12 protein-coding genes and 1 pseudogene are annotated in these 24,817 nt (G+C 74.1%); 3 read left to right on the top strand and 10 right to left on the bottom strand.

What is annotated here, in order from left to right:
- Window positions 1–146 precede the first annotated feature (146 nt).
- The 6 genes from ABD946_RS21155 to ABD946_RS21130 form a co-directional block, all read right to left on the bottom strand.
- Window positions 147–10,535 carry a WXG100-like domain-containing protein gene (locus ABD946_RS21155; protein WP_345285850.1) on the bottom strand — a complete coding sequence of 3,463 codons (10,389 nt, stop codon included), beginning with the start codon at window positions 10,533–10,535 and terminating at the stop codon, window positions 147–149.
- 6 nt (window positions 10,536–10,541) lie between these two features.
- On the bottom strand, window positions 10,542–11,450 hold the full coding sequence (locus tag ABD946_RS21150) for a hypothetical protein (RefSeq protein ID WP_345285848.1): 909 nt from the start codon (window positions 11,448–11,450) through the stop codon (window positions 10,542–10,544).
- 8 nt (window positions 11,451–11,458) lie between these two features.
- Entirely contained in the window at window positions 11,459–13,783 is a 2,325-nt protein-coding gene (locus tag ABD946_RS21145) for a WXG100-like domain-containing protein (RefSeq protein ID WP_345285846.1), read from the bottom strand.
- Between the two features lie 38 nt (window positions 13,784–13,821).
- Window positions 13,822–14,367: a WXG100 family type VII secretion target gene (locus ABD946_RS21140; RefSeq protein ID WP_345285844.1), complete on the bottom strand. Its 546-nt coding sequence runs from the start codon at window positions 14,365–14,367 to the stop codon at window positions 13,822–13,824.
- A 90-nt stretch (window positions 14,368–14,457) separates the two neighbouring features.
- On the bottom strand, window positions 14,458–16,617 hold the full coding sequence (locus tag ABD946_RS21135; RefSeq protein WP_345285842.1) for a hypothetical protein: 2,160 nt from the start codon (window positions 16,615–16,617) through the stop codon (window positions 14,458–14,460).
- A 165-nt stretch (window positions 16,618–16,782) separates the two neighbouring features.
- Complete coding sequence (locus ABD946_RS21130; RefSeq protein WP_345285840.1) at window positions 16,783–17,388, bottom strand: GNAT family N-acetyltransferase; 606 nt, start codon at window positions 17,386–17,388, stop codon at window positions 16,783–16,785.
- Window positions 17,389–17,720: 332 nt separating this feature from the next.
- Between ABD946_RS21130 and ABD946_RS21125 the strand changes: the two genes are divergently transcribed.
- Window positions 17,721–18,539, top strand: coding sequence for an isocitrate lyase/PEP mutase family protein (locus ABD946_RS21125; protein ID WP_345285838.1), 819 nt, complete (start codon window positions 17,721–17,723; stop codon window positions 18,537–18,539).
- Between the two features lie 90 nt (window positions 18,540–18,629).
- Here ABD946_RS21125 and ABD946_RS21120 read toward each other — a convergent pair whose 3' ends face one another.
- The 3 genes from ABD946_RS21120 to ABD946_RS21110 form a co-directional block, all read right to left on the bottom strand.
- Window positions 18,630–18,941, bottom strand: a complete 312-nt coding sequence (locus tag ABD946_RS21120) for a hypothetical protein (RefSeq protein WP_345285837.1) — start codon at window positions 18,939–18,941, stop codon at window positions 18,630–18,632.
- Between the two features lie 35 nt (window positions 18,942–18,976).
- Entirely contained in the window at window positions 18,977–19,291 is a 315-nt protein-coding gene (locus ABD946_RS21115) for a hypothetical protein (protein ID WP_345285835.1), read from the bottom strand.
- 163 nt (window positions 19,292–19,454) lie between these two features.
- Window positions 19,455–20,096: a TetR/AcrR family transcriptional regulator gene (locus ABD946_RS21110; RefSeq protein WP_345285833.1), complete on the bottom strand. Its 642-nt coding sequence runs from the start codon at window positions 20,094–20,096 to the stop codon at window positions 19,455–19,457.
- Window positions 20,097–20,227: 131 nt separating this feature from the next.
- Here ABD946_RS21110 and ABD946_RS21105 point away from each other — a divergent pair, with 131 nt between their 5' ends.
- On the top strand, window positions 20,228–20,977 hold the full coding sequence (locus tag ABD946_RS21105; RefSeq protein ID WP_345285832.1) for a VOC family protein: 750 nt from the start codon (window positions 20,228–20,230) through the stop codon (window positions 20,975–20,977).
- Between the two features lie 60 nt (window positions 20,978–21,037).
- Window positions 21,038–21,929, top strand: a pseudogene (locus ABD946_RS21100) (GNAT family N-acetyltransferase).
- A gap of 7 nt (window positions 21,930–21,936) precedes the next feature.
- Here the strand turns inward: ABD946_RS21100 and ABD946_RS21095 are convergent.
- Window positions 21,937–23,205 carry a TolB-like translocation protein gene (locus ABD946_RS21095; protein ID WP_345284823.1) on the bottom strand — a complete coding sequence of 423 codons (1,269 nt, stop codon included), beginning with the start codon at window positions 23,203–23,205 and terminating at the stop codon, window positions 21,937–21,939.
- Window positions 23,206–24,817: the final 1,612 nt, after the last annotated feature.

The following is a 24,817-nucleotide window of genomic DNA, read 5'->3' as shown; positions in this document are numbered from 1 at the left end:
CCCGACGACGACCCCGCTGGACGTTCTCCACCCGACACGGCGCACAGGCCCTTCCCACCGACGACGGACGACCGGCGGGCCGCCCGCCAGAGCAGTCGGCCGCCGGCCGCCCGGAGTTCCCGGGCCTGGCACGTGTGTTCGGTGGGTCAGGCGCGGGGGTGGTCCGTGGTCTCGGTGATGAGGTGCTGGTGCCAGGGGGTGGGGGTGTGGGGCGTGGGGAGGAAGGTGGTGAGGAGCTGGTCGAGCTTGCCCTGGCGCCAGTCGCGGTCCTTGGCGGGGGTGGCGGCGTTGAGGGCGTTGAGGCGTTCCGCCGCGAGGGTGCCGGCGGTCTGGCGGGCGGCGGGGACGGCCTGCGCGACCTGGTTGAGGGTGGCGAAGGTGAGCGTGCCGGGGGCCGGGGTGCCGAGCGGGACGGCCGCCGGGTTGGTGCCGGAGAACGGGACGCGGGGGTCCAGGTGGCCCTGCTCGCGGAGGTTGATGAGGTCCACGAGCAGGGTGCTGCGCAGGCGTTGGAGCTCCTGGGCGACCTCGGCCCGCTTGGGGCCCCAGTTCTGGTTGAGGATGCCGGCCACGTCGGTGTCGAAGCGCTTGAGTTCGGCCTCGGCCATGCCGGTGTAGATCCGGGCCAGGTGCACCGCCTCCTGGGAGGGGGTCGGCGGGGTGAGGTCGAGGGGGCGCTGACGGACGGCGGTGACGGTGGAGGCGGCCTCGTTCGTCGGGTCGACGCTGGTCTCCTGGCTGACGACCTGCCAGCCGTCGGTGGGGCTCTTCCAGAGGAAGTTGGTGACCTCGTAGAAGGCGGACTGGGTGCCGCTCTCGTACTCCTCCGAGCCGAACCAGTCGGTGGGCTGCTGGGTGCGGCGGAAGTCCAGCGCGCTGGAGTTGTTGGTGGTGCTGGACTGGTAGTGCCAGGCCGTGAAGACGTCCGGGGTGGCCCCCGGGGTGACGGCGAGGGCGCAGCCGTTCATCACGGCGGTGAAGACGAACTCCGAGCCGGGGACGGTGGGATCGGGGTCGAGGGGCACGGGGGTCGAGCCCACGGTGTGGAGCTGTCCGCCGGGGGCGCCGGCCAGGTAGGGGATGTACGAGGCGGTCAGGTACCGCTGGTCGGCCGGCGGGTTGGCGAAGCGCTCGGCGAAGCGGGAGACGAACGGGTCGTCCGGGTGGGCCTCGACGTACTTCTCGACGGCCGGGGTGAGGATCAGCGCGTTGTTGCGGCGCGGGTCCGGGACCAGGGTGAACCAGTTGTCGGGCTGGGTGTTGGCCCAGGCCATGAACTGGCGCGCCTCCTGCTGGTCGAGTCCCGGTCGCCTGAGCTCCATCCCGAGTGCACCGTCGTAGGACAGGATGTGGTCCCGGAGGAAGTCGGCCGGGGAGTCCGTGAGTTGACGGTTCGCCTCGACCGGGTCGGGAAGGGTGAGTGGCTGCGGCGCGGCCACCGGGGGCGCGGTCTGGGGGGTCGTGTCCGAGGTGGAGTTGCCGAAGAGCGAGCTCAGGAACGGTGCGCCGAAGTCGGCCCGGAAGTTCCGGTCGGGGGTGAGACCGGGCAGGGTGGACTCGTCCGGTCCGGCGGCCGAGGCCCAGACCTTCCAGCCGGCGGTGCGCGGGTCCGGGAGCGAGCCGGGGGTGGCCTCCCAGGACTGCCGTGTGCTCGGGTCCACCCAACGGAGCGTCCCGTCCGCGCCGTTGACGAGCGCCACGGTGTGGCCGACCTCGCCCTCGCGGCCGACCAGCACGGTGGCGAAGGAGCCCGGACCGCCCCGGCCGACGTGGTCGATCAGGGAGTCCACGGCGGGTTGCCCCTCGCCGAACAGGTGCGGCAGGTCGTGGCGGCGGTTGAGCACCTGGGCGGCGTGCTGCTCCACCGCGCCGGTGTGGGTCTGTCCGGACGGGCGGGGGCGTCCGTAGTGGGTGTCGCGGTACGCCTCGACGGCTTCGAGGCAGCTCTGGAGGTCGTCGCCGAGCCGGAAGTCCGGCCCGGGGGAGACGGGCTGCCCGTGCGGGGTGATCAGGCCGAGGAGTTCGGGGGTCGGCTGCGGGAAGCGCCGGCCGTCGGTGAACTCGCGCAGCGCGGCGTGCTGTTCGGAGTCGGCCGGGCGGTAGCCGCGGTCGTGCAGGACGGCGTCGGTGTTCTCGTACGCGGGCGTGCGACGCCGCTTGGCCGGGGGCTCGCCACGGTCCTGGGCGGGCGGCACGGAACGGCGGTCGGAGGCGGGCGGCGGAGGCGAGACGTGGCCGGCCACCGGCGGACGGTTCGTCGAACCGAAGCCGGAGGACGGGCCGTCGGCCTCGGACACGACCTCGGACGCCGGGGCGCGGACCGGGCCGAGCTGGAACGGGGCGGCGGGCGGCGGAGGGGAGGTCTGGTGGCCCTGGGTCGCGGTTGCGGCCTCGGTCTCGCTGTCGCTGTCGTCGTTGAGGGTGAAGTCGTCGTCGAAGATGCTCGGACCGGCCTCGGCGTCGCTGTCGTCGTTGAGGGTGAAGTCCTCATCGAAGATGCTGGGACCCTCGGCGGACGGGTGCAGTTGGAACGGCCGCTCCGGGCTCGGGGGTTGCGGAGTGGCGGCGCGCGGCGGTTCGGGGGTGGACGGGGTCGACTCCTGGCGGGGGGTCGGCACCGGGGTGGGCTCCACGACGGGGGCGGTCTCGGGTTCGACCGACGGGGGCGGGGAGCTGCGGAGGGTCTCGGTGGGCTGGTCGTTCAGGTGGACCAGGGCCACCAGCAGCTGGTTCTGCTGCCAGTCGTTCGCGCGGCCGGTGAGCTCGGAGGTGTACTGCTGGTACGGCGAGCCCTGCTGGGCGAAGCCGTTGAGTACGTCGGCGATCACCTGGGCCTGATCGCGGTCAGGGGCGGTGGACTCGGCCTGCAGGTCGGCCGCGTCCTTGAGCTCCTGGACGAAGCCGTTCTCCCGCTCGCGGATCGCGGCGGAGACCTCGGCTAGCCGCTGCCTGGCCTCCGGGACGGTGCCGAGCGGGATCTGGGAGAGGTCGTCCCCCCGCATCATCCGGCGCTCCTCGGCCGCCCGGCCCTCCGGGGAGAGGGCGCGGTCGAGCACAGCCCGCTGATCGGGGGTCATGCCGGCCCCGAGCAGTTCGGCGAGCCGCTCGTGGTCGTCGCCGAGCCCCTCGGCGAAGGCCTCCAACTGGTCGCTCTTGAGCTCGAACGGGCGCCCCGAAGTGTCGTCGGCGGGAAGGGTGTTGAGCCAGCCGTCGGCGATCTCCCGGTTGTAGACCGCCTTGCGCAGGCTGTCGTAGGCCGGGGCGAACTCGACCGCCGCGGTCCAGTCGTTGCCGGAGGCCATCGCGTCGGTGACCTTCTGGAGCTGCTCGCGGACGGCGACCGCCGCGTGCGACCGCTCCAGGGCGTCGGCGCTCTTGGTGCCGCTCTCGGCCAGCTCGCGCAGCGCGCGCTGCTCGGCCGGGTCGGTCAGGCCGTCCGCGCGGTCCGCCAACAGGTCTGCGGCAGCGCGGAGTTCGCGGACGGCCGTGTCGACCTCGGCCTTGGAGGCGTCGGGCTTCAGGGCGGCGTCCCAGGAGTCGTCGAGCCGCTCCTTGGCGTCGCCGGGCAGGTGGTCGCCGGCCCGGGAGCCGAGGTCCTGGGCGGCGGTGGAGGAGACCGCCTCGGGGTAGGGGGTCGTGCCGGTGACGGGGGAGAAGTAGGGGCGGCCGGTGAGCTGGCTGGTGCCGGTGGTGTTGGCGCCCTCCTGGACGGCTGGCAGGCTGCCGAGCTGGAAGACCTTCTCGAAGGAGTCCTGGCTGAGCTGGCCGGAGCGGAGCACCAGCACGTCGTCCGGGCCGAGGGTGTCCAGCAGTCGGTTCATGCCGTCGGCGTCGAGGGTCGCGAGGTCGGCGCGCTTGAGCCAGGGGGCCTCGTACCGCGGGGCGTACGGGACGTCGTGGTTGCCGACCTGGAGCAGGACGGCCGGCTTGCCGAGCCCGGCCTGGTGGATGCCCGCCGCGAGGTTGTCGGGGGCTGCCGCCTGGCGGTCCGGGGTGAGCCGGGCCAGGCCGTAGAGCGGCATCAGGTCCAGGGAGCCGGAGTTGACCCTGCCTGCCATCGACTGCAGGGCGGGGCTGTCGGGGAAGGAGTGCGGGTCGGGGGCCGGGACGTGCTGCTGGAACAGCGCGTTCTTCTTGTCGACCGTGGCCTCCAGCGGCAGTACGCCGAAGCTGCCGTCCTCGGTGCGGGAGAAGACCGCACGGGTGGACATGCCCCAGGCGTACGGCGCCAGCACCACGGCCTTGTCGGCGCCGGTGTAGTCGAGCAGCGCCTTGGAGTTGTCCCCGTCCGCGCCGATCTCGTCGCTGGCCGCGACCAGGGTGAGCCCGCCCTGCCCGACCGGGGCCGGCTGGTTCTCGCCGTGCGGGTCGAACTCGTCCGGCGCGTAGTGGACCTGGCCGCCGCCGAGGAGTCCGGCGTCGAGCATCCGGTCGAGGCGGGAGCGGACGTTGGTCGGGGCGACCAGGTCGATCTGCCCGTCGTAGCCGAGTTCGCGGAGCGACCGGATCATGTTGACCGCCGCCGCCTGGTGGCCGGAGCCGGGGCCGGAGGCGACCACGACGGTGACCGGGGACTGCTCGGCCAGCGTCCGCGCGACCTGCTGGCGGGCCTCGACCTCCAGATCGGTGGGCGGCACGCCGCCGCGCCGGTGGGTGATGATCTCCTTCAACTGGTCAGCGCTGCCCGGGTCCTGGGTGCCGAGCCGCCAGAGGGTGTGCTCGGGCACTTCGCGGCCGAGATCCTTGAGCAGCTCCGGGCCGTGCTCGGCGCCGAGCAGGTCGCGGACGGCGTCCAGGTCGCCCGCGCGGACGTCCCGGATCTGCTGGGCGAGGGCGTCGGGGTCGGCGACGCCGTGGCGCGAGGCCAACTCGGCCGCCCGGTCGGCCGGATCGGCCAGGGTGCGGCCGGTGGAGGGCCAGCTGTGCTGCGGCGGCTCGCCCTCGGTGCGGGGAGTGGCGGCGCGCGGGGGCGGCGACGGGAGGTCGGTGTCCTGGTCGGCGGGCACGCCGCGTTCGGCCGGCTCGTGATGCCCGGCGTCGGTCGTCTGCGGCGGGAGGTCGCCGCCCTCGACCTGGGCGGTGAACTCGCGCAGGCCCTGGTACATGTCGTTGTCGGCGTCCGTGGCGCGCACCGGGTTCGCGGGGGCGTCGTGGACGGCGGACGGGTCCGGGCCGTACAACCGCTCCAGCAGGGGGAGGAGTTCGGGCTCGTTGGCCCGCACCCAGTCCGCGCCGTTGTTGCGCGGCTGGCCGGTGTACGGGTCGGTGCCGTGGTTGGTGCCGAGGTAGGCGTTGCTGACCTGGGCGAAGTACTCGTACTCGTCGCGGGCGGCGTAGTTCTCCGCCTCGCTGCCGTCGGTGCCGCGGCGCGGGCCGTCGGACCACGGGGAGGGGCCGTCCTCACCGAACAGACGGGGGATCGCCTCGTTGTCCAGCTTGCTGTCGAAGGTGTCGCGGATCAGCTGCCGGTCCGCGTCGGTGATGCCGAACTTGTGGATGGTGTGGGCGAGTTCGTGGGTGGTGGTGGAGTAGCCGTCGGCGTAGTGCTGGTCCGGGCCGACGGAGGTGCGCTCGCCGAGCAGGTTCTCCTCGGTGACGGCGGCCCACTTGCCGCCGGCGCCGCGGACGTCGTCCCAGCCGCGGCCGCCGCCCGCCTCGCTGTCGGCCGTCCGGCCGCCGAGGTCGGCGAACGGGGCCAGGTCGGTCATCGCGGTGTCCTTGGGCACCACGACGATCCGGCTGCCCTCGACGAGGAGCCGGGCAGCCGTGTCCGGATCCTGGAGCATCCGGGTGAGCTGCGCGGTCGCCTCGGCACGTGCGGAGGCGGGCCGGTCGGCGCCGCCGTCCACGTCCACCATCAGCTGCGCGGCGGTCCTCGCGAAGTCGCCGGGCGGCAGGGAGTCGCGCAGCGCCGAGACGAAGGCCGGGTCCTGGGCGAGGCCACGCCGGTCCGAGGCGGGGAGTGCGGCGATCGCCGCCTCGCGGTCCCGGGGCGGGAGTTGGGGCAGGTCGCGGGTCAGGCCGGCGACGTCGGCGGGGCGGGTGACGGCGTAGTCGTCCCGCGGCGGGGCGGAGCGCGAGCCCTCCGGGGCGGGGGAGTCGAGCCCGCGGGAGGTGGCGGCGGGCGGCGGGGAGGCGTCCCGCATGCTGTCGTCGGACTTCTGGCTGTCGGCCTTCACGGGTGCGGGCTCCGGGTCCGGCGTGGTCCGCATCCGGTCCTCCGAACCCTGGCTCTCGGAGCGGTCGTTGTCCGGCGCGTCGGTGTCGGTGGTGGTGCCGTCGGTCCGGCTGGTGCCGGACGGGCCGGCCGTGGGCTGGGCGGGATCGGGCGTCGGCGGCGGGTTGAAGTGTTCGCCGAGGAGGCGACGACCGTCCACGAATGAGGTGTGGTCGCTGCTCTTGTAGCCGTACTGGGTCGGGTTGTAGCTGGAGTCCTCGTAGTGCTCGGCCAGGGCCTTGAGCACGTTCCGGGCCTCGGTCGGGGTCAGCTTCTTGGGACGGCCGAGGAGGTCGCCGAGCTGCTTCTCGATGTCGGCGCGCTTCTTCTCCTTGGAACCCTCGACGGGGTCGGGGACCTTGTCCGCGAAGTCGTCCAACTTCTGCGCGAACTGCTGCTGTTCGGCCTTCCGGCTCTCGACCAGGGCCTGGACGAAGGCCTGCTGATCGGGCGTGCCACCGTGGGCCAACTGACCGGTTTCCAGAGACGGGTAGAGCACCTCGGCCACGTACGGGCGGGTCTGCCAGAGTCCGCTCTGCTTGTCGTTGATGTGGCCCTTGGACTTGTCGGCGGTGATGTCCAGCCAGCCGAGCTCCTGCTTGACGCCACCCTCGGTCTTGACGATCACCAGGTCGGGGCGGGTCGAGCCGTGCGTCACCTGGGTCTCGATGGTGTAGCCGGCGTCCAGCTTGACGTCGTCCTTGATCATCTGAGTGACCATCGACTCGACCGCGTAGCCGAACTGCCGGGGCAGCAGCTTCTCGATCCGCTGGCGGTCCTCGGTCGAGGTCGCGGGGTCCGCCCACTTGGTGTAGCTGTCGGTCCAACGCTCGGTGTGGCCGTCGAGGTTGGGCACCGAATCAGGGTTGGCCAGGGCCACTGCGGCGGCCTTCTCCACCTGGGCGTCGATGGCCTCGGCGAGCTTGACCACCACGGCGCGGTCCGCCTGGTTGAGCGTGCTGCCGTCGATGGTGACGGCGAGCACGCCGAAGCTCGGCGCGTCGCCGTCGAAGACCGAGGGGTCGGCGCGCGGGGTGACCGAGTCGCCGTCGGTGTCCGAGGTGGCGGCCCAGACGTGCTTGTCGCCGCCCGCCCAGTCGCCGGGCAGGGAGCCCGGCCGGGCCTCGCGGACCTCGCCGGTGCTCGGGTCGGCCCAGCGCAGCGTGCCGTCGGGGCCGTGCACCAGCGCCACCACGTGGCCGGTGGTGCCGGGGCCGTCGGAGAAGAGGACGGTGGAGAAGCTGCCGGGCCCGGCCTTGCGGACCTGGTCGATCACCGTGTCCACGCCGTGCTGCCCGGTGCCGAGCGGCACGGGGGTGCCGTGACGCTTGGTCAGCGTCCAGGCGGAGTTGTTCTCCGGGACGGAGGCGTGCGGCAGGCCGGAGGGGCGCGGGTTGCCGTAGTGGGTGTCGCGCAGCGCCTCGACCGCCTCCAGGCAGCTGAAGAGGTCGCCGCCGTCCATGGTGGCGGTGTGCGGGTTGACGTGGTCGAGGAGCTCGGGCGTCAGGTCCGGGTGCGGGCTGGAGCCGTGCTGGTTCAGGTGATCCGTGAGGGCCTGGTACTGCTCCCGAGTGGCCGGCTCGTAGCCGCGGTCGCGGAGCGGGCCGGCGGTGTTCTCGTAGGCGGGCGTGCGCTGCCGCTTCGGCCCCTCGGGACGGCCCTGGGGGAGGGTGTCGTCCTCGCGGCCGCGCTTGGTGCCGCGCGGCTCGGGGGCGGGAGCCGGCGTCGTGTCGGTGGCGGGGCGGGGGGTGAACCGGGGCCCGTCGGTGGGGCGTTGGTCCTGCGGACGGTCGGTGCGGGGTGCGGTGTCCCGGCCCGGGCCGGACGGTCGGCCCACCGGGCCGAGGCCGCCACGGTTGGGTGTGGGCGTCGGCGTCGGCGTAGGCGTGGGCGTGCCGGCGGCCGGGGGCGGCGGGGAGACGTGGGACGCCGGCGGGACCTGGGCGGGGGGCTGCTGCTGCGGGGCGGCCGGGTCGGTGGACGGCGGCAGGAAGGTGTCCGAACGGTCCGCGGTGGGCGTCGCCGACGGGCGCGGGGCGGTGATCGGGCCGCCCGCGATGCGGGTGCCCTCGGGCAGGGTGGTGTGCGGATTCGTACCGTCCGGGGTGGCGTCGCCGCGCGGGGGAGCCACGGGCGCGGGGGACGCGACCGGCTCAGGGCGGGGCTGGGCGTGCGGCTGCGGCTGGGCCTCCGGCTGGACCTGGGGCTGCTGCTGGCGCGGCGTCGGGTCCGGAGTCTCGGCGGCGTGCGGCTGGGCCTCCGGCCGGGGCTGGTGGTCCTGCTGCGGGCGGGACGTCGGCTCCGGGGCCGTGGTGTGCGGCTGCGGGTCGGCCTGGGCCTGGGGCTGCTGCTGACGCGGCGTCGGGTCGGATTCCGGGCGCGGCTGCGCCTGCGGCACGGTGTTCGGCTCGGAGTCGGCCCGGACGGGGGTGGGGCGGGCCTCGGCCTCGGGGCGGGAAGGCGGGGCCTCGTGCGTAGCGGGCTGCTGACGGACCGGGTCGGAAGGGTCGGCCTGCTGGTGCGGGACGGTCGGCTCGGGCCGGACGGCGGCCGGGGTCTCGATCGGGGTCTCGGTCGGCCGGGGCCGGCTGACCGGGGTCTCCTGGGTGTGCTCGGCGGGCGGGGCCTGGTGCGGGACGGAGTTCTCCGGACGGGCCGCCGGAGGCGTGTCCTGCTGCGGGCGGACGGTTTCGGCGACCGGCGTGTGGTCGACCGGCGGGCGGAAGGTCGGCTCCGGGCGGGCGGAGGTGGCCTCGGGCTCGGGACGGACCGTCGGTGCGGGCGCTTCGGCCTGCCGCGGGGTCGGCGAGGCGTCGCCCTGCGGCGTGCGGTCGAGCGTGGCGGCGTGCTGCGGGGCGGAATCGGCGGCCCGGGGGGTCGGCTCGGCCTGACGGGGCGTCGGGTCCGGGTGGGCCGTGGCCGCCGGGGTGTCGGCGCGGGCCGGGGTCGGCGTCGGGGCCGGTGCATCGGTGTGTGCGGTGGCGGACTGCGGTCGCGGGGCGCCGCTGCTGTCGGGGGTGGGGCTGTGGTTGGACGTACCGGAGGGCGTACCGCCGGAGGGGGCGGAGTCACCACCGCGCGAGGCGGCGCCCGCACCACCGGAGTGGGAGCCGGCCGAGGCCGAACCACCGCTGCTGGTGGGTGTGTTGGTGTCGTGGGAGCCGGAGCCGCCTCGGTCCGAGCCGAACGGCGAGAGGGTGCGGCCGCCGCCGGTGGACGAGCCCGCGGTGCCGCCGGTGTCCGTGGTGGCGCCACTCGGGCCGCGGTACGCCTCGGCGCCGCCGGTCGAGCCGGTCCCGTCCGCGCTGCCGTGCGTGCCGGCCGAACCGGACGAGGAGGAACCGCCGCCGGGCCGTCCGCCGAAGGTCGGCGGGGCGTCGGCGCCGGGCAGGGTGCCGCCGGTCGGGACGTTCGGGATGTCGCCGCCGCCGAACTTGCCCTTCAGTGCCGAAGCCCCGTGCTGGAGACCGACGTTGGAGCCGCCGCTCAGGCCGGAGCCGAGCAGGCTGCCGCCGTCCACCGTGCCGGTGGTGGCGAGCTGGGCCGCGACGTCCCCGCCGACGCCGGAGACCGCGCCGCTGGCCATCTTGCCGCCGACGCTGTTCGCGGCGTTGCCGAACCCGGCCTTGCCGGCGCCCGCGCCGATGCCCTTGCCGATCATGCCACCGGCGGCACCGCCGACCGCGCCACCGATGGCGCTCTGGCCGAGCTCCTTGGTGTCCAGGCCCTTGCGGTTGCCCTCGGCGATCTGGATGGTCTGCGCGAGCAGGTTGATGGCGACTTCCTGGGCGGCCTCCTTGGCCGCGAACTCCAGGGCCTCCTTGAGCAGCTTCTTGAGGATCTGCTGGACCACGACGCGGCTGACCGCGACCGCCGCCGGGATGGTGGCCAGCGAGGCCCCGGCGGTGAAGGGGGCGGAGGCCTCGGCGGTCGCGATCTCGAAGGCCAGGATGCCCAGTTGGGCGACGATCTGGATCTTGGCTGACTCGGTCGAGTTGGCCATGTTGTCCAGCATCTCGGCCATGCCCTCGCAGGACTTGACCATGCTGGGGAAGAACCCGGGATCCTCCTCCGTGCCCTTGCCCACCGAGAACTTGGCCCAGTGCGTGGACAGCCCCTCGGCCGCCTTGCCCTGTTGGCCGTCGAGCGCCCGCTTGATGGTCGAGTCCACCGACGTGCCGACGTCCGCCAGGGTCTTCCCGGCTTCGCGCCAACGGTCGGCCATCTCGCGCATCAAGTCCTCCTCGCCTTCCGGCCAGCGGGTGCCGGCCAGCAGGAGAAGGACCCACTGAAGGGGTTCGGGCAGCTCAACCGCCATGTTCTATCAGGGCCTTCCGGTGTGGTGGGGACGTCCCTTGGCGATGTCCCGCATGGCGAGGTCGGGGTGGAACAGGGCGGTCTCGGGCAGCTCGGCCTCCATCGAGGTGAGGCCGGTCTTCAGGCCCTCCTCGGCGTTGTCGTAGCTCTCGGCCATCACCTTGAGGCCGTCCGCGATGTACTTGAGCGCGGCGGGCAGGTTGCCGAGACCCTCCAACACCTTGCCGCTGTAGGTGAGGTAGCCCTTCTCGCCGTTGGCGAACTTCTCGCCCGAGTCGTCGTTGCCCCACGGGGCGCGGGCGCTCATCCCCGACATGTAGGCGGTCAACCCTCGCGTCAGCTCGGTGAGTTGGTCCGACGCCGAGAGCACCGGGCCCGCCGCCGCGCGGTACTTCTCGGGGTCGACGTTGAAGCCCTGCCCGGCATCGGGCCCGCCGGACGGAGCGGCGGACTGCGCCACCCGCTTGACCTGCTCCGCAGGCTGGGCGGCGACCCGGGCCCGCAGGGGCTCGGCCGCCTCCCCGGAGACCCGGCTCAGCGGCTCCGCCGCCTGCATCGGCTCCACGGCGGTCCGGGCCCGGAGAGGCTCGGCCGCCTGCATGGGCTCCAGCGGCGCCAGTCGGTCCGTGGCGTGCGTCGGCTCCAGCGGCGTCAAGCGGTCCGTGGCCCGCAGGGGCTCGGTGACCCGGGTGGGTTCGGCCATCTGCATCGGCTCCAACCGGGCGGTGCTCTGCACCGGTTCGGCCATCTGCATGGGTTCCAACCGGGCGGTGGCCTGCACGGGTTCGGCCATCTGCATCGGCTGGAGCCGCGCCTGGAGGGGCTCGGCGGGCTGGACGGCATCCGCCGCGACCCGGGCGGCCACCGGTTCGGTGGCCGCCACCGCCTCGGTGCGCCTCAGTTCCTGTTCTTCCATATCGCTCCTCAGCGTCCCTGGCCGGTGGCCGCGCCGGACGCGCCGGCCGGGGCGGCGGGTGCCTCACCGCTGCCCTCGGGGAAGCCCCCCGAGGTGGCGAGCCGGGCGAGTGCCGCCCGCATGAACGGCGTCGGCACCTGGAAGCCGCCCTCCTCGCGGAGCGGTGGCGGACCGTCAGCCGGAGCGGCGGGCGCCGCTGCTGCCGCCGGTTCGAGGGTGGGCGCGTCCTCGTCGGTGCGACCGCGCCGCTCGGCCACCGACCGGGCACGCTCCAGGTACGCGTCGTCGGAAGAACCCGTGGTGCCGGCTGCGGGCGTGGCCGTGGTCTCGCCGCCCGAGGCCGAGCCGGAGCCCGAACCGCCCGACTCCGACGTCGCGTTGAGCGTGGCCGCAGCCTCCGGCCCCAGCACGGCGGCGCTCAGCTGGCTCATGAAGTCGCCACCCGCCGCCGGTGCCTCCTGCCCGACACCCGCCACGGCGGTGTGCACGGGCTCGGGAGCCGGGGCCATGCCCGACTCCTCGACCCAGCGCTGCCGCATCCGCTGCCAGTGCCGGTCCTGCGGGTCGTGGTGGACGGCCTGGCCGAGGATCCCGGCATCGCGCAGCGCCACCGGCTCCTCCTCGTCCTCCTCCACGCCGAAGCGGGTCGGTCGGACGAATCGCGAGCCGGACTTGCCCGCGCCGGAACCACCGTGCCCGGCCCCCATCCCGGGCATGCCGGGCATGCCGCCACCGGCCATGCCTCGCGCGGACGTTCCGGCCGCGCCGGCCGCGCCGGACGCACCGACGCCGCCCGCACCGAGGCCGGTGCCGGAGGTGCCGCCGACGCCGCGGCCGCCGACGCCGCCCGCCGTCGTGGGCGTGCCGAGCGGGTGCGCGCCGCTGCCGCCGAGGCCGCCCGCGGACCGTCCGCCGCCGGGGTTGAAGGCACCGAGTGCTGACCCGCCGCCACCCGCGCCGCCGACCCGGGCGCCGCCGCCGAGGCCGCTGCCGCCCAGGGAGCCGCCACCACCGATCCGGGAACCGGTTCCGCCGGAGCCGCCGATCGAGCCGGGCGTGCGCCCACCGGGTGAGAAGGTCGAGGGAGTTGAACGGCTCGGCAGCGTGCCGCCGGGCAGACCGGCCGGGCGGCCGGTCAGCGGGCTGAGCGGCGTGCCGCCGGTGCCGCCGCGGCTGCCGAGCGGGAGGCCGCCGATGCCACCGATGCTGCCGGGCTCGGACCCGCCCGGGGTGAACGGGCGCAGCGCCGTCATCGGCCGCAGCTGTCCCGTGGTCGTGCCCTCGGTGTTCGGCGGCTGGTGCCCCGCCAGGGTGAGGCCGCCGGGGGTGCCGGCCGACGGCAGCTTGAACGAGGGCTTCCCGTCCGGGCCGAGCGAGGAGCCTCCGGTCCCGCCGCTGCCGAAGCTGCCCGGGGAACCGCTGCCGAGGGAGCGCGACAGGGCGGGACTGGCGCTGCTGAACGGGGTCGGCGCCTGTGCCGTCGGCATCTTGAACGGCTGCAGGGCGGGTGCGCCGCCGGTGCCACCGCCGGGCGCACCGCCCGGCATCCCGGTGCCGCCGCCCGGGAGGCCGCCCGGGCCGCCGAGGCCGCCGGGGCCCACGCCGCCCGGGTTGAAGCCCTGGATGTCCACCGGCGCGGGGGCGCCGACGCCGCCGGGCATGGTGAGCCCGGTCTGCATCACGTTGGGCGTGTTGACCGTCGAGACCCCGTCGAGGCCGGTCCGCGGCGGTGCTCCGGTGCCGCCTCCGCCTCCGCCGCCCCCGCTGCCGCCGGTGAGCGAGGCGACCTCGGCGGCCGCCGTCATCGCCTGGAAGTGGCCCGAGCCCTGACGGAGCATCGAGTCCACGTTGTTGCCGACCTGGCCGACGTACGTGTTGTAGGTGGCCACGGCCTCCTTGATGCCCTCGGACTTGGCGATGTCGTCGTTCTTGCCGGCCGGGTTGTCCTCGATGTACTCCTTCGTGTACTGGAGCTCGCGGATCATCTCGTTCTTCGTCTGCGTGACCGCCTCGATGGCGCCGCGCAGCGACTGGGCGATGGCGTTCGCCGCCGTGACCGTGGTGGTGACGTGCGAGGCGTCGCCCTCGCAGAACTTGCGGAGGTAGCCCGCGAAGCTCTCGGCGGCCTCGCCCTCCATGGCCTCCATGGCCAGCTTGGCGTTGGCCACGATGGCGCCGACCCGGGTCTCGGCGAAGGTGTTCCACTTCTCCCAGGCGAGGGCCAGGTCGCCGATCAGGTCTTCGTTGGCGTCGGGGAAGACGATGGCCTTCCCGTCTTCGTTGCTCTGGATGACCTTGAGCACTTCTGCCAGGTCGGGGGGCAGCTGGATCACGGTGTCCGTCCTTCTGCGAGGGTCGACACGGGCAGGGGTCAGGCGAGCTTCGGTCCGCTACCACCGGAGGGGTGCGGCGGCGGGGGCTCCGGGTCGTCCCACTCGTTGTAGTCGAGCGTCGGCGCGTCGGCCGAGTTGAAGGTGGAGTTGGCGGTGACCGGTCCGCCGGTCTCGCCCGCGACGACCACCGTGACCGGCTTGCTCCGGGGGTCCGGCTTGACCGGGGCGACGGTCGCGTCCGCGCCCTCGATGGCCCGCAGCGAGGTCGCGTTCGACTCGTCCACGCTGCGGTAGTTGGCGACCACGGTGCGCAGGTTGGCCGCGACCTGGGCGCTGTTGGCGAGGAACTTCTGGATGCCGTCCAGCACCTGCTTCTGGTGGTCCGACAGACCGCCGACCGAACCCGTGCTGCCGGTCAGCGACTTGGCGAGCCGGTCGCTGCCGTAGACCGTCGGCTTGATCTGCTCCACCGCCGCCTTCAGCTGCGCCGTGGGCGCCTCCAGATCGTCCAGCATGGTCTGGATCATCTTCGCCGCCGCTTCGACCTGTTCCAGGTCGACCCGGAATTTCTTCCCCTCCGCCATTTCCACCCCTCGCTCGTTGCCCCACCGGTGGTCGGCGGCCCAGTCCGCCGACCATCAACTATCTGCCGCGCCAAATGACCTGACGCGACGTCAGAGCGTGACGGCCCCGCCCGGGCCGACCACGTACAGGCCCGTCTCGGTGAACGAGATGGCCAGCGGCGCGCGGTCCAGCGGCGCCTCGTTCAGCAGCGTGCCGCTGCCCAGGTGCCACAGGCGCACGGTGTCCCGCTCGTCCCCGGCCGCGACCAGGGCCTCGCCGTCCATCTCCTGGCAGACCAGCGTGCGCACCCGGGCCGCACCCCCGGACAGCTCGGTGACGGCCTGCCCGCTCTCGGCGTCGAAGGCCCGGACGGCGCCGTCGGCCGTGCCGGCCAGCACCACCGGACGTCCGGCGTGGGTGGCGAAGGCCAGCGCCGCCACCGGGGCGGTCAGGCCGTCCACGACCGGGCCCGGCGCGCCGCTGACGGCGTCCCAGATCCGGACGGTGCGGTCGCCGCCGGCGGTGGCGAGCAGCGGGCGGGGCAGCTGCGGGCCGAGCGCCAGCGCGGTGACGCCCTGCTGATGGGCCGCCAGCCGCAGCAGCGGTGCGCCGTCCAGCGCGCCGCGCACCCGCACCACGCCGTCCGCGCCGCCGGAGACCAGGGTGGTCTCGCCGAGCACCAGGCTGGTCACCGGGCCGGTGTGCGGGGTGGGCACCGAGACCGGGGCGCCGTCGGGGAGGCGGTGGCAGCGCACCGCGCCGGTGACGGTGCCGCAGACCAGCAGGCCGTCGGTCGCCGCGACGGAGCTCACCGCTCCGCCGTCCTCGGCGAGTTGGAGCCGTTCGAGGCCTCCCTCCCAGAGCCGGAGGGTGCCGTCGCCGTACCCGGCGGCCAGCACCTGGGTGCCGTCCGGGAGCACGGCGGTGGCCAGGGCGTTCAGCGGGCGGGGGCCGGTGGCGGGGCCGGCCGGCTCCCAGGTCGCCAGCGCCGTTCCGTCGGCCGGGTCGAAGAGCCGGATCCGACCGCGCTCGTCACCGACGGCCAGCGCCGAGCCGGCGCCCTGCCGCACCACCGCGAGCGCGGTCAGCCAGGCGCCGCCGGTGGCCCAGCCGTTCAGGCCGGTGCCCTGGTAGACGTCCCAGGTGCGCACGGTGCCGTCCAGCGCGCAGGAGGCGAGCACGGGCTCGCCGGCCAGCTCGGTGAAGGCCAGGCCGGTGATGGTGGCCGAGTGGCCGGCCAGGACCGCCAGCGGCTCGCCGGTGGCCAGGTCCCAGAGCCGGATCTCCCGGTCCACGCCGCCGGAGGCCAGCACCGCCTGGTCGCCCAGCGAGAGCACCGCGAGGGAGGTGACCCGCTCGGTGTGGCCCACCAGCAGGTGCAGGCGGGCGCCCGCCGCCGCGTCCCAGACCCGGATGCTGTGGTCACCGCTGCCCGCGGCCGCCACCAGGTCGAGCCCGGCACAGTTCGCGTGGACCACGGCGGAGGCGCCGCGGCCGTTCACCGCGAGCAGCCCGAGGCCCCTGCCGTCCTCGGCCCGCCAGGCCCGGACTTCGCCCTCACGGCCGCCGGAGAACGCCAGCGGCACGCCCTCGACCACCGCGGCGGCCACCACCTGCGCGCCTTCGCCGCCCGAAGTCCCGTGCAGCAGGGCCCCGGTGGTGGCGTCCCAGACCTGGACGGCCCCGTCCTGCGCACCGACCGCGAAGAGGTCCCGCTCGGCGACCCGGCCCAGCGCCACGGCGGTCGGCAGCAGTCCGGCCTCCTCGTCCGAGTCGCCCAGGGAGGCTCCGCCGTCCGCGAGTTCGGCCAGGCCGAAGCCGCGCCCGGCGACCGCCAGCGCGAACGCGGGGCGGCCGGAGACGGTGCCGATGGCGGCCGTCGGGGCGGCCTCGGCCGGGTCGACGGCCGCCAACTGCACCAGGTTGCCCGGAAGTTGGGCCGGTGCCTCGGGGCGGATCAGCTGGCCGGCGAGCGCCTCCAGCAGCCGGGCGATGCCGGGGACGGGGGTGTCGGTGCCGTCGGCCCAGGCCAGTTCGCCGAGCGTCAGCCGCCGGGCCTCGGCGACCCCGCCGCCGGTTCCGGGGCCGGCGTTGCGCAGCGCGTTCAGCACCCGGGCGGGCACCGCCGGGTCCACCGTGGCGGTGCGCACCACCTCGGTGTCGCCGCTGCGGTGGCGCACCCGCAGCGCACCCACCTGATCAAGGGTCAGTTCGAGCCTGCCTCCCGGCAGTTGCTCCCCGCCGACCGAGAACTCCACCGGTCCCGACATCTTCCGAACCCCCAGCCCTGGTACATGGACAAACCAGCCGCGCGATGCGCGTAGATCAAGTACTCGTGGAACGAGTGTGTGTGGAGCGAGCGTGCGTGGAGCCAACGTGCGACGAACGGACCGCGCACTGACGGGTGAACGCACCCTGCACGGAGCGGTCGTCGCTCAGCAGAGGTCCTCGGGGACGAGGGTCGCGTAGACGGCGTCGCGCAGCTCCTGGGTGCGGGAACTGCGGAACAGCGCGGGGCGGAAGCCGGTCCGGCGGAAGCCGATGGAGGCCCCGACCACCTGCACCCCCATGTTCTCGGCGGCGGCGTAGGCGTCGATCCGCCGCAGCCCCAGCTCCTCGAAGCCGAAACGGCAGACCAGCCGCATCGCGGAGGCCGCGGTGCGCATCCGCCGGTGCTCGGGGAGCAGCCAGAACGAGATCTCGGCCGCGCCCTCCTCGGGTCTCAGGTCCACCAGCTCGGCGAGTCCGATCGCGGGCCCGCCCTCGGCCTCGGGCTCGCCCTCGGGCTCACCCTCTTCCGCGGGCCCGCCTTCGGCCGCCAGTGCCACCGCGAAGTACGCGGCCCGGTCGGCCTCCCAGAGCCGGGGCGCCACCTCGGTGATCCAGCGGACGGCCGACTCGCGGTCGGAGTGGCTGAGGATGCCCTGCATGAACTCGCGCACCAGCGGGTCGTGCGACCCGGCCAGCAGCGTGTCGGCGTCCCGCTCCTGAGGTCTGCGGATCAGCACCTGGCCGTCGCGCAGACCTGAGAGCGCTTTCACCGTGCTCAGCGAACAGGTGGCGCCTCGGTTCCTCCCCATGGCCCGTATCGAAGCACCTTGAAGCCGGTCAATCAACCCGGCTCGACCCGCCCCTACCTGTGGGTAAGGTCGACTCGACCCCCGGAAGAACGATTTGTCGACAGAGTCTGACCACTCGTCAGCACACGGAACGGCCCCCAGCCCGGGGGCGCACCGCGCCGACCAGGGCGGGAACGCCCCCGGACACCGGTGTGGAGGTTTCGCGGGGGTCGCCACCAGGGCCCGTTCGGCGGTGACGGTGGTCACGCCCGGACCGCGTCAAGGCGGGTGAAGGCGCGTGATGGAATGCCCGCATGCCGACACTCCTCGACAAGGCCCGGGTCTTCCGATCCCTGCACGTGCCCGGCCGCCCGCTCGTCCTGCCGAACGCCTGGGACGTCGCCTCCGCACTCCTGGTCGCACGCGCCGGAGCGCGGGCGATCGCCACCACCAGCGCGGGCGTCGCCTGGTCCCTGGGCGCCCCCGACGGCGGACGGCTGGAGCGCGGACCGGCGCTCGCCGCCATCGCCCGGATCGCCTCCGCCACCGACCTGCCGGTGACCGCCGACATCGAACGCGGCTACGCGGAGGAACCCGAAGGCGTCCACCGCACCGTCACCGGCGTGCTGGAGGCCGGCGCCGTCGGCATCAACCTGGAGGACACCCTCCGCCCCGTCGCCGAGCAGACCGAACGGATCGCCGCCGCGCGGGAGGCGGCCGACACCGCCGGGATCCCGCTCTACCTCAACGCCCGCATCGACACCCACCGCCTGCCGCCCGGCGCGGCCCGCCTCGACGAGACCGTCCGCCGTGCGCACGCCTACACCGCCGCCGGAGCCGACGGCGTCTTCGTCCTCAGCGCCCTGGACGCGGACGAACTCCGCGCCCTGGTGGGCGCGGTGGAGGTCCCCGTGAACGTGCTGACCGGCCCCGGCACGCTCACCGTCCCCGAGTACGCCGCCGCCGGTGCGGCCCGGGTCAGTGCCGGCTCCTCGATCGCCGAGGCGGCGTACTCCCTCGCCGAGCGCGCGGCCCGCGAGCTGCTGGGCGCGGGGACCTCGGCCGAGCTGGCCGGTCAGCTCGACTGGGCCGCCGTCAACGCGGTCCTGCTCGGCGAGCCGCCCGTCGGCTGAGCGGTTCGGCGGCTGCGGCCGGTCGGCTGAACCGCCTGCCGCCTGCCGCCTGCCGCCTGCCGCCTGCCGCCTGCCGCCTGCCGCCCGGCGTCAGTGCAGGCCGAGTGCGGCCCGCAACCTCCCCCGGGTGACGGCGGCGGCCTCACGGGTGACCGGGTCCTCGCTGTGCAGCGCGTCGTCCAGCAGCAGGTCGGCCGCCGCGACCACGGCGGCCGGCAGGGCCACCTCGCGCAGGCCGAGCAGCTGCGCCGCGGCTTGGTGACCGGTCGTCAGGCCGGCGTCGGCGCGCTCGGACGGCTCGCCCTGCCGGTGCGCGGAGTGCGCCGATGAGTGCGTCGCGGTGTGCGCAGAGGGGTGCGCCAACTCGCTCCGGGAGCGGCGAGGTTCGTTGATCAGAGGCATGTCCGGTCCGTCGGTCGTGGTGGGGGTGCGGTCGGTCAGGAGGCCTGCAGGTTCCGGACGGTCGGTGACGGTCCGCCGAGTGCGGGCCGTTCGGGCCGGGGCGCGATGCTCCGAAGCACCGGGCCGGACGGCAGCGGCGCCGAGGTCGTGCCCGTCCCCGCTCCGGTCCCGGTGCCTGCCCCTGATCCCGTGTGCGCGTCCCGGATCCACCGGGCGAGCACCCGGGCGAAGTCGGGGCCGATCACCGCCGCGAGTCTCAACTGCTCCAGGTCGCCGGTCCGCAGGGGGACCCCGGCCGCCGTCAACGCCGCGAGCAGGGGTTGGACCGCCGTCCAGGGGAGAGGGGCCACGGGCAGGGGGCCGGTATGCGCAGGCTCTGTCACGCCGGGTCCAACTACCACTCGCCGACGGGGTCACGGGTCCGGGGCGGCATTCCACCCAGTGACGTAGAGCGCACCCCGGAGGTGGTGGGCGTGTCGCGCGGGAGACCGTGCGCCCGTCCCTGAGACGGGTTCACCAGGGCGTGCCGGTCGGGTCGTTGGCGACGGCGGCGGACAGCAGGGCGTACAGGTGGTCGGCCTCGGGGAGGAGCGCGGCCTCGATCTCGTCGTCGCTGCGGCCGGCCAGGGTGAGCTTCTGGATGCGGCGGAACAGCAGCCGGTCGGAGGCCGCGATCAGCGCGGCGGTGGCCCGGGGGGCGATGGACGGCGTGTGCGGCGGCGCGGCTTCGGCCAGGGCGATGACCAGGGCCTCCTCGCGCAGGTCGTGCAGCTCGCGCAGCCGGGCGGTCAGGGTCGGGCTGTCGGCGACCATCCTGGCGAAGGTCGGGCCGGTGAAGCCGACCACCGGGTCGTGCGCCAGCAGGGCGGCCCGGAAGGTCCGGCCGAGGGCCGTCAGCGGCGCGTCCTGCGGTCCGCGCTCGGCGACGGCCCGGGCGAGGCCCTGGGTGAACTCGGCGTGGTGGTCGAGGGCCAGGTCCTCCTTGCGGGCGAAGTAGTTGGTGACCGTCTTCTTGGCCACCCGGGCGGCGGCGGCGATCTCGGCGATGGTGGTCTGCTCGAAGCCCTGCTCGACGAAGAGCCTGGTCGCACAGTCGGAGATCAGCTGCCTGGTCTCCTGCTTCTTGGACTCACGGAGCCCCGGTTCGGTCGTCACGGGAAAATCTTACCCCCGACGCAAAATTATGCTTGCCCTACTGGCTATGCCCGTCCTAAAGTTACGTCCGTCGCAAAGTTAGTCCGAGTAACCCCAACTGAGGAGCAGTTCTGAACGTCACCGCCACCACCGTGTCCCTCACCGTCGACGACGTGGACGCCTCCCGCGAATTCCTCTGCACCCACCTCGGGTACCGGGTCACCGTCGCTGCCGAAGGCTTCGTCTCGCTCGGCCGCGAGGACGCCGCCGCCGATGTCGTCCTGCTGCGCACCGGCACCGAGGTGCTCCCGCCCGAGCAGCGTCACCAGCGGGCCACCGGGCTGATCCTCGCGCTCACCGTCACCGACCTCGACGGGGAGGAGCGGCGGCTGCGCGAGGCCGGCGCCCCGATCACCCTCCCGCTGTGCGAGGAGCCCTGGGGCGAGCGGCTGTTCCAGCTCACCGACCCCAACGGCGTCGTCGTCCAACTGGTCGAGTGGGCCACCCCGGAAGGGGCCGAGCCGCCGACCGCCCGGGTCGTCGCCCCCGCCGCCGAGCACGTCACCGAGACGCCGAACGCCCGGATGACCGGCCTCGCCGCGCCCAGCCGCGGCAGCTCCGAACTCAGCACCTGGACCGTCGCCATGACGGCCGGTCAGACCGGCCCCGAGCACGCCGTCAGCCGGGAGCAGGTCTGGACGGTGACCGCCGGCGCGCTCGAGGTCAGCCACTCGGGCCGCACCGAGACCGTCCCGGCGGGCCACACCCTCGTCCTGCCGCCCGACCTGCCGCGCCGGGTGCACGCCCCACGGGACGCCGAGGCCCACGTCGCGATGCGCGCGGACGGCGTCGCCTCCGTGGCGGGCACCGAGGGCACCCGGGGCCTGCCGTGGGCGCAGTGACGTACCGTCAGTACCCTTCCTGAGCACGCCGTCCGCACGACCGCCAGCAACGGAGTCAGCTTGTCCCTCCGCATCACCGCCCTGACCGACGCCGAGCAGGCCCCCGGTGCCACCAGCCGCCGCCTGACCTGGCTGGCCTCCGACGCCGACGGCAACCCCGTCGGGTCGGCCGCCCTCCGCCTGTTCGACAAGCAGGGCCAGCGCCACCTCGCCGAACTCGACCTGCGGGTCCACCCCGCCGAGCGGCGCCGGCGGGTGGGCACCGAGCTGCTCGCCGCCGTCGTGGCGGCCGCCCGCGCCGACGGCCGACGCAGCGTCATCGCCCAGGCGGAGGAGGGCACCCCCCGGGCAGGCCTTCCTCGCCGCCCGCGGCTTCCGGGTCGCCCTGACCCTCACCTACGCCCGCCTCGCCCTGGCCGACGCCGATCTGCCGGCGCTCGAGGCGGCCGCCCGATCCCCGCACCCGGGCTACCGGTTGACCTCCTGGGAGGGCCGGGTCCCCGAGGACCTCGCCGACACCTACGTCGCCTCACGCACCGCGATGGACGACATGCCGATGGGTGCCGTCGACTACGGCACCGTCGTCTGGGACCTCGACCGCGTCCACGCCGCGGCCGCCGCCGTCGCCGCCCGCGGCGAGACCCTCCACACCGTCGCCGCCGTCTCCACCGCGGACGGCACCGTCGTCGGCTTCACCGAACTCGTCGTCCCCGCCGACGGCACCGGCGACGCCCAGCACTACGGCACCGCTGTCCTCCCCGCCCACCGCGGCCACGGCCTCGCCCGCTGGATGAAGTCCGCCGCGATCCTCGCCGCCCGCGACCACCACCCCCGCCTCGACGGCCTCCTCACCGACACCGCCGACAACAACCCCCACATGCGCCACGTCAACGACGCCCTCGGCTACCTCCCCACCCACGTCGCCCACGAGTACCAGCTCGACCTGGGCTGAGGACCGGTCACGCGCCCTCGGCCGTCATCTTGTTGACCGCGGCCCGGAGTCGGAGCCAGCTCGGATCCGTCGGGTCGGCCTCCTCCACCGTCGACAGGTCATCGTCCTCCCAGGTCCGGGTGCCGTCGGTCAGGACGAGGCCGGCCTCCGGGTCGCCCTCGGCGGGAACCTCGGAGGTGGCCGCCAGGAACGCGGCGACCGCGGCTCCGGCGAGCTCCTTGCTGTCCACGGTGGCCGCCGCCGTCGCGGCGTCGGTCAGCACGGAGAGCAGGAGCAGCCCACCACCATCGGTGGCGGTGAGGAGCTCGCCCGCCGGGGTCGCCGCGAGCGCGGTCAGCCGGGCCCCGGGCGGGCCGCCGTGCTCCGTCGTGGCGCCGCTCTCGACCTCCACCTCGAGCAGGGAACCGTCGGGAGTGGCGATCCAGAGCACGCCCGGGCGCTCGGCGAAGGCCAGGTTGTACCCCGCCCAGGACTCCATCTGCGCGAGCCACCCGGGCGGATACGGGAAGCCGGGGTCGGGGTCGCCCAGCGGCGCGGACAGCACGCGCCGGAGCGAGGGGAACGCGAAGACCTCCACGTAGTTGCCGTACGCGTTGCCGCGGATCGCGAAGTGGCGGCCGTCCGCGCTGAAGACCGGGGCCTCGTAGCCGTCGCAGTCCAGGATCAGCGCGTGCCGCAGCCACCTCATCGCGGACGGCGCGTCACCGTCGCCGCTCCCGGTGGAGGCGAACACGCAGAAGGTGGCCCCCTGGTCACTGGCCAGGGTGGCCACCAGCCCGCCGCCGGGATGCACCGTGACCCCGGTGTCCCACCTCGGCCCGCCGCCGACGGCCCCGGACCCGAGGTCGATCACGTCCGAGCTCTCCCAGTCCTCGGCCCCGTCCCGGTACGACGGCGAGGCCCACAGCGCCCGCCCGTCCGGACTGAACGCCAGACAGCGGTACGAGGAGCCCCCACCGATGACGGACACCCCGTCAGGAGTCCACTGCCACAGCTCTTCCCCCGTCGCCACGACCAGCAGCGCCCGCTCCGGATGCCACGCCGCCGCCGGCATCAACTCCATCCGGTCCCACCCGACGGCATCGCCGTAACCCTCGTCCCCGGCGCCCACGAACCCGAGCTCCCGCAGCTGCGCCCCCTCGTGGTCCCACACCCGCACCACCGGGCGTTCGGACTCCCACACGGCCACCAACGGCAGCCGCGGATGACACACCAACCGCTCCACCGAAGACCCGCCGCCGACCAACGCCCTTGCCACGACCTGGAGATCCGTCACGCCGACACGCTAACCAGCGTCACCGACAGCGGCACCCCGACGGCGATCGAGCCCTCGGGGCCCGGGCACCCACCTCCGCAGGTCCTGCGAACGCCCGTGCGGATGATCGTTGCCGACCTCCTGGAGGCGCTGGGAGACTGGCGCCATGGTGTCTGACGTTTCGTCACGGTCCCGAGCCTGTCGCGCGGCGCCCGAGGTGGGTCCTGCCGGAGCGGGTCGACGGGGATGGTGGACGGCTGCGGGAGGAGTTCAACCAGGCGGTGCGCCGGCCGAGGAGTTCGGCGGCTGCGGAGGTGGCGCGCCTCCTCGACCGGCTCGCAGCGGGCGAGCGGCGTCCCCTCGGGTCAGTGTGGATCCCGACACACACGCCCGCCTGGCCCGTCGCGCTGCTGCGGGCTCGTTCCCCGACTCCGACACTACGTGATCGCGTCCCAGTACGGCGAGGACGCCCACCGCCGGGGCTGGCTCCGGCTGGACCGAAGCCTGACGCCCGCCGAGCACGCCGCCGTCGTCGACCGGGCCGTGACCTGGACGGAGAGCGACCGCTCCTGCCGACGTCCTGGCCGAATTCGGCCCGCCCGTCCGTCACGTTCGGTCCGCCGGACCCGCACCGGCCCAAGACCTCAGCTACGCCACCGACGATCCGCGGCCCCCGTCGTCCTGCCTCCCCTCGCTCCGCGCGCGAGACGACCCGGACCCGGACGACCGGACGCCGCCCGACGCGGTTCCTCCTCGCGGTCCGGTCCCGCGACGAGTTCCTCGGCGGCTGGAACTCACACCGACCGGTGGACCGCTTCACCAAGGCCGAGCGAGCCTCGGAGTGAGCGCCGCAGCACGGCCGGCCACTGCCCACGACATGCAATTTCCGCAGGCCAGGAGAGTCCCTGACCTGTCGGAAACGTCAACGGGCCCGAACTGCGTCCAGCAGCCCGGAGGCGCCTCTACAGGTCGTAGTTCTGATCGAAAATGCCTCTGACCTGCTCAGATGATGGGCGCGTGGAAGATCATTTCACAACCAGTGCACACATCGGAGTCCTTGACGATGAGATCGTGGTGAGAGCGTCTAGCAGGAAACCGCGAGGATGCCGGAGTAGCTGGTCCTCGGACGACCATGTCTCATAGTAACAGGTGCAGGAGACTGTATACGTCGCTTCGACGAGTGACTGCTCGCCATCGATTTACCAGGGCAATCCGTACGGCTACTGGTAGAGGACGCCGGAGGAACGGGCGCTGGTCAACGTGGTGACGTGCCAGCAGGGCGTCGGGACCGCTGCCGTGATGGTGTGTGTTCATGAGTTCCACGATGAGCGAAGTGCAAATCCTGCGCGGGCTCGTGGGTGCAGAGCACGAGGAAGCGGAGGCGATGCACTGACACCAGTCGGGTCCTCCGTGGTAGCTGTCAGGTCGTGGACCCCTGGAAAACACTGTCGACTCCATGCCCTTCATGCTCATCGTGCTGACGATCTGATGGGATGGTCGAGAAGCCCATGGAGTTGCGGTAGTGGTTCGTCGAAGACGTACGCCTGGGTCTTTTTATCGAGGCCCACGGGCCGCACATGCCCGACCTGGATCTCTCGGATCATCGGACCGACCTGCAGATGATTCCGATGCT

The sequence above is a fragment of the Kitasatospora albolonga genome (genome assembly GCF_039535905.1).
GTDB lineage: Bacteria > Actinomycetota > Actinomycetes > Streptomycetales > Streptomycetaceae > Kitasatospora > Kitasatospora albolonga.
Note: the sequence above shows the minus strand (reverse complement) of the source record. Positions and strands in the feature narration are given on the sequence as shown.

What these genes read in the sequence shown, in the direction of transcription:
- ABD946_RS21120 (WP_345285837.1), bottom strand. Translation starts at nt 18,941, where the DNA reads ATGCCTCTGATCAACGAACCTCGCCGCTCCCGGAGCGAGTTGGCGCAC.
- ABD946_RS21155 (WP_345285850.1), bottom strand. Translation starts at nt 10,535, where the DNA reads ATGGCGGTTGAGCTGCCCGAACCCCTTCAGTGGGTCCTTCTCCTGCTG.
- ABD946_RS21150 (WP_345285848.1), bottom strand. Translation starts at nt 11,450, where the DNA reads ATGGAAGAACAGGAACTGAGGCGCACCGAGGCGGTGGCGGCCACCGAA.
- ABD946_RS21125 (WP_345285838.1), top strand. Translation starts at nt 17,721, where the DNA reads ATGCCGACACTCCTCGACAAGGCCCGGGTCTTCCGATCCCTGCACGTG.
- ABD946_RS21140 (WP_345285844.1), bottom strand. Translation starts at nt 14,367, where the DNA reads ATGGCGGAGGGGAAGAAATTCCGGGTCGACCTGGAACAGGTCGAAGCG.
- ABD946_RS21135 (WP_345285842.1), bottom strand. Translation starts at nt 16,617, where the DNA reads ATGTCGGGACCGGTGGAGTTCTCGGTCGGCGGGGAGCAACTGCCGGGA.